Here is a 5,215-nt window from a genome sequence, read left to right on the forward strand (position 1 = left end):
CGCTTCCCGCACCTGACGAAGGAGCGCTCGGATCGGTTCGGCATGCTCAGCCAGCACAAGGGGCAGGCAGCGTATGACGCGGGCAAGATCCAGCCGGATCTCGTGTCTGTCGCGACCAAGACCGCCGACGGCGCCTGGGGTCTCGCGACCGAGGACGAAGGACGACGCCCGCAGACCACCATGGAGGATCTCGCCGCCCTGAAGACGCCGTTCCGTCCGCACGGACGTGTCACGGCCGGAACCTCCTCTCCCCTGACTGACGGCGCCACGCTGTCGCTGCTCGCGGGTGGCGGTGCGGTGAAGGAGTTCGGCCTCGCTCCGAAGATGCGCATGGTGTCGTTCGCGTTCGCCGGAGTGCAGCCCGAGATCATGGGAATCGGACCGATCCCCTCGACCGAGAAGGCGCTGAAGAAGGCCGGTCTCACGATCGCCGACATCGGACTCTTCGAGTTGAACGAGGCGTTCGCCATCCAGGTGATCTCGCTTCTCGACCACTTCGGCATCGCCGACGACGATCCCCGCGTCAACCAATGGGGCGGCGCGATCGCTCTCGGACACCCACTGGCAGCATCCGGTGTGCGTCTGATGATCCAGCTCGCGGCGCAGTTCGCCGAGCGTCCCGACGTCCGCTACGGCCTGACGGCCATGTGCGTGGGTCTGGGACAGGGTGGCTCGGTCATCTGGGAGAACCCGCACTTCGACGGCAAGAAGAGGAAGTAAGTCCCGACGAGCACACTCAATCGACCGACCAAGCACGACGAGAACGTCGACTTCTCTCCCATCCAGGCCCTGACCGAGGGCGAGGTGATCACGCACTCCCCCGTGCGCGACATCCGCCTGGCGTCGGGCAAGGTCCTCGCCCTGATCACGCTCGACAACGGACGCGACCACACCCGGCCGAACACGCTGGGACCCGCGACCCTCACCCAGCTCGGTGAGACGCTCGACGGCCTCGCCGCACGCGCGGCGGCCGGCGAGATCCAGGCGGTCGGCATCACCGGTAAGCAGTACATCTTGGCGGCCGGTGCCGACCTCTCCGACATCAGCAAGGTCGGCTCGCGCGACAACGCGCGTCTGATCGCGCAGCTCGGTCACAAGGTGCTCGGCAAGTTCGGCGAGCTCGGCGTGCCCTCGTTCGCCTTCGTGAACGGGCTCGCGCTCGGTGGCGGCCTCGAGATCGCGCTCAACTCCAGCTATCGCACGGTCGACGCGTCCGCCGCCGCGATCGCCCTGCCCGAGGTCTTCCTCGGCATCATCCCCGGCTGGGGCGGCGCCTACCTGCTGCCGAACCTGATCGGCATCGAGAACGCGCTCGAAGTCGTCATCTCGAACCCGCTCAAGCAGAACCGGATGCTGAAGCCCCAGCAGGCGTTCGATCTCGGGGTTGTCGACGCGATCTTCCCCGCGGCGAACTACCTCGAGAACTCGCTCACCTGGGCGGACGCCGTTCTCGGCGGCAAGAAGGTCGAGCGCAAGAACGAGCCGGGCAAGATCGAACGCCTCACCAAGTGGCCGATCGCGATCAAGATGGCCCGCGCCATGCTCGAGTCGAAGATCGGCACGGTGCCGAAGTCTCCGTACGCCGCCCTCGATCTGCTCGACAAGGCGAAGAGCGGCACCAAGGGCGAAGGCTTCGCCCGCGAAGACGAAGCTCTTGCCGAACTCGTCACGGGCGATCAGTTCGCCGCCTCCATGTACGCCTTCGACCTCGTGCAGAAGCGTGCGAAGCGACCCGTCGGGGCGCCCGACAAGGCGCTCGCGAAGAAGGTCACCAAGGTCGGCATCATCGGCGCCGGGCTCATGGCGAGCCAGTTCGCGCTGCTGTTCGTGCGCAAACTGCAGGTGCCCGTGCTCATCACCGACCTCGACCAGGCGCGCGTCGACAAGGGCGTCGCCTACATCCACGAGGAGATCGGCAAGCTCGAGGGCAAGGGCCGCCTGGATGCGGACTCGGCCAACAGGCTCCGCGCCCTCGTGACCGGCACCACCGACAAGTCCCTCTATGCGGACTGCGACTTCGTCATCGAGGCCGTCTTCGAAGAGGTCGGGGTCAAGCAGCAGGTGTTCGGCGAGATCGAGAAGATCATCGCCGAGGACGCGATCCTCGCGACCAACACGTCGTCGCTGTCGGTCGAAGAGATCGGCGCCGAGCTCGCTCACCCCGAGCGCCTCGTGGGGTTCCACTTCTTCAACCCGGTCGCGGTCATGCCGCTGATCGAGATCGTGAAGACGTCCGTCACCTCGGAGGGTGCGCTGTCGACGGCTTTCGTCGTCGCGAAGAACCTCGGGAAGAACGCGGTGCTCACTGCAGACGCGCCCGGGTTCGTCGTGAACCGGCTGCTGGCGAAGGTCATGGGCGAGGCTGCTCGCGCCGTGTACGAGGGCACGCCGATCACCGACGTCGAGAAGGCGTTCGCGCCGCTCGGTCTGCCGATGGGCCCCTTCCAGCTGATCGACCTGGTCGGATGGAAGGTCGCCGCTCACGTGCAGGACACGATGGCCCACGCCTTCCCCGACCGCTTCTATGCGAACGAGAACTTCCACGCTCTCGCCGAGCTCGACGCGGTCATCGAGAAGGACAAGGGCGGTCGCGTGACCGGCTGGACCAAGCAGGCCGAGAAGCTGCTGAAGCCGGCGGTCGGCAAGAACCCGGCATCCGCTGACACGATTCTGCAGCGCGTGCAGGACGGCCTCGCGAGCGAGATCAAGATGATGCTCGACGAGGGCGTCGTGCCGGAGGTCGAGGACATCGACCTCTGCCTGATCCTCGGCGCCGGCTGGCCGTTCATCGACGGCGGCGCCTCGCCCTACCTCGACCGCGAGGGAGCGTCGCAGCGCGCGTTCGGCGGGGACTTCCACAGCCCGCAGATCCGCGGCGTCGAGAGCCGCTGATCCGACGGAACGAAGGGGGTCGCGTCCGCGCGGCCCCCTTCTTCGTTCTACTGCGACGGTCGCGAGTCGGTCTCGCCGGCACGCGGCCAGTACGACAGGGCCCGCTCGGCGAGTGCGGTGATCGTGAGCGACGGGTTCACCCCGGGATTCGCCGGCACTGCCGCGCCGTCGACCACATGCAATCCCGGATGCCCCCACACGCGGTGGTAGCGGTCGACCACACCGGTCTCCGCGGATTCTGAGATCACCGCGCCGCCGAGGAAGTGCGCCGTCAGGGGGATGCCGAAGACCTCGGGCCATGACCCCCTCGCCTCGGCAGCCACGCCTCCCTCGCTCTGCACTCTCGCCGCGATCGCCACAGCCGCTCGATGCGCCTGCAGAAGATAACTCGGGTTCGGGACGCCGTGACCCTGGGCGCTCGTCATCACGAGCCTGCCGAGACGCCGTCGCAACGACAGGGTGAGCGAGTTGTCGACGGTCTGCATGACCAGCGCGATGATGCCGCGTTCGCTCCACCGACGGAGCGAACCGAGCCGCAGCTGACGCAGAGGGGCTCGGATGATCTGCGACGCCAGGCTGGTCAGCCGGCGAGCGAGGGTCCGGTCGCCGGGCACCACAGCCGACGCGAGAGCGCCCATCAGGTTCGATCCCGGCCCGTAACGCACGTTCTCGACGTGCGTGCGCTCGTCGACGTGGAACGAGGTCGTGATCGCGACGCCCTTCGCGAGATCGAGTGATGCAGGCACGGCGACCGCGACGGCGCCGTCGAGCGCTTCGGAGTTCGTCCTGGTGAGCATTCCGATCGCATCCGAGACGCCCGGCAGCGCACCTTCGTGCTTCATCCTGTGCAGCAGCTGCTGCGTGCCCCAGGTTCCCGCGGCCAGCACGACCTGGCGAGCATGAACGGTGCGCCGACCGCGTCGCACCCATGCCCCACTGCGTTCGGTCGTGACCGAGAAGCCCCCGTGCGGCAGCGCTCGCACAGCCGTGACGGTGCGCAGCGGCTCGATGATCACGCCACGGCCCTCGGCCAGGGCCAGGTAGTTCTTCATCAGCGTGTTCTTGGCACCGACGCGGCATCCGACCATGCAGTTGCCGCACAGCGTGCAGCCCGTGCGTTCCGGGCCCTCACCTGCGAAGAACGGATCGGGCGTGCGTTCGCCCGGCCTGCCGAAGAAGACGCCCACCGGCGCGTGACGAAACGAGTCGCCGACGCCGAGATCGTCTGCCGCGCCCTTCATGATGCGCTCGACCGGCCCTGTGTGCGGATAGCGGTCGACCACGCCGAGCATCCGCTTCGCCGTCTCGTAGTGCGGCGCGAGCTCTGTCTGCCAGTCGGCGATCGACTGCCATTGCCGGTCGGCGAAGAAGGCGGCTCCGGGCTGATAGAGCGTGTTCGCGTAGTTCAACGAGCCGCCGCCGACTCCCGCCCCCGCGAGGATCACGACGTGCGGCAGACGGTGGATGCGCTGGATGCCGTAGCACCCGATCGCGGGCGCCCACAGGTAACGCCGCACGTCCCAGCTGGTCTTCGCGAAGTCGTCGTCCTCGAATCGGCGACCGGCCTCGTAGATGCGGACGCCGTAGCCCTTCTCCGCCAGTCGGAGCGCCGCCACTGATCCGCCGAATCCGGAGCCGACAATGATGACGTCCTCGTCGAACGCCTCGTCTTCGTGCACGGCGCCGGCGTCAGCCATCGCTCGCCCGCCCGCCGGGCACGAGCACCGTCAGCGCCGCCGGTCGCACTCCGATCGTGCACTCGTCTTCGCCGATGCGCTCGCCGTCGGCATACACGACGAGGCCCGGCGCACTCACCGTCACGACGCGGGCACGACGATGCGACACCTCCCGACGCGCCAGGTGCCTCCCCGTGAGCAGCAGAGGGAACAGCCGCAGCAGGCGGATCCGAGACAGCGGTGCGACCTGAACGAGATCCAGCTGTCCGTCGTCGGGCTGCGCTCCCCGACACAAGGGCATCCCGCCTCCGTAGCTCTCCGTGTTCCCGACTGCGACGAGCGTACCGGGAGACGCGACGACCGCTGTGCCGTCGACGGAGACGGAGAATTCCATCGGGCGGAGGCGCACGAGTTCGATGACGAGGGCGAGGTAGTACCGCAGCACGCCGTGCGGCCAGCGAAGGCGGTTGGTGCGATCGCTGACCTTCGCGTCGAAGCCGAGAGCGGCGATGGTCAGGAACGGGGTCGTGCGACCGCCGGTCGTGATCTCCCCCACGTCGATCGCCCGCTCGACACCGCTGAGCGCGAGCTCAGCGGCCGCTGACGCGTCGTGTCGCGGCAGCCCGAGCGCGCGTGCCAGGTCGTTG

At 68.0% G+C, this 5,215-nt stretch carries 4 protein-coding genes; 2 read left to right on the top strand and 2 right to left on the bottom strand.

Annotated elements, in window-relative coordinates; all coding sequences use genetic code 11:
- Window positions 1-720: thiolase family protein (locus tag J7E68_RS03290; protein ID WP_215169818.1), on the top strand; the 720-nt coding region annotated here is incomplete at its 5' end.
- A gap of 84 nt (window positions 721-804) precedes the next feature.
- The gene (locus tag J7E68_RS03295; protein ID WP_311416179.1) at window positions 805-2,892 is read left to right on the top strand and encodes a 3-hydroxyacyl-CoA dehydrogenase NAD-binding domain-containing protein; all 2,088 of its coding nucleotides are present in this window, start codon (window positions 805-807) and stop codon (window positions 2,890-2,892) included.
- A 47-nt stretch (window positions 2,893-2,939) separates the two neighbouring features.
- Here the strand turns inward: J7E68_RS03295 and J7E68_RS03300 are convergent, their stop codons facing one another.
- Both J7E68_RS03300 and J7E68_RS03305 read right to left on the bottom strand, forming a co-directional pair.
- Window positions 2,940-4,589: a GMC family oxidoreductase gene (locus J7E68_RS03300; RefSeq protein WP_215169820.1), complete on the bottom strand. Its 1,650-nt coding sequence runs from the start codon at window positions 4,587-4,589 to the stop codon at window positions 2,940-2,942.
- On the bottom strand, window positions 4,582-5,215 hold a 634-nt coding region (locus J7E68_RS03305), incomplete at its 5' end, for a hypothetical protein (protein WP_215169822.1). The genes J7E68_RS03305 and J7E68_RS03300, both read right to left, overlap by 8 nt.

The organism is Microbacterium sp. ISL-103, assembly GCF_018613995.1.
GTDB lineage: Bacteria > Actinomycetota > Actinomycetes > Actinomycetales > Microbacteriaceae > Microbacterium.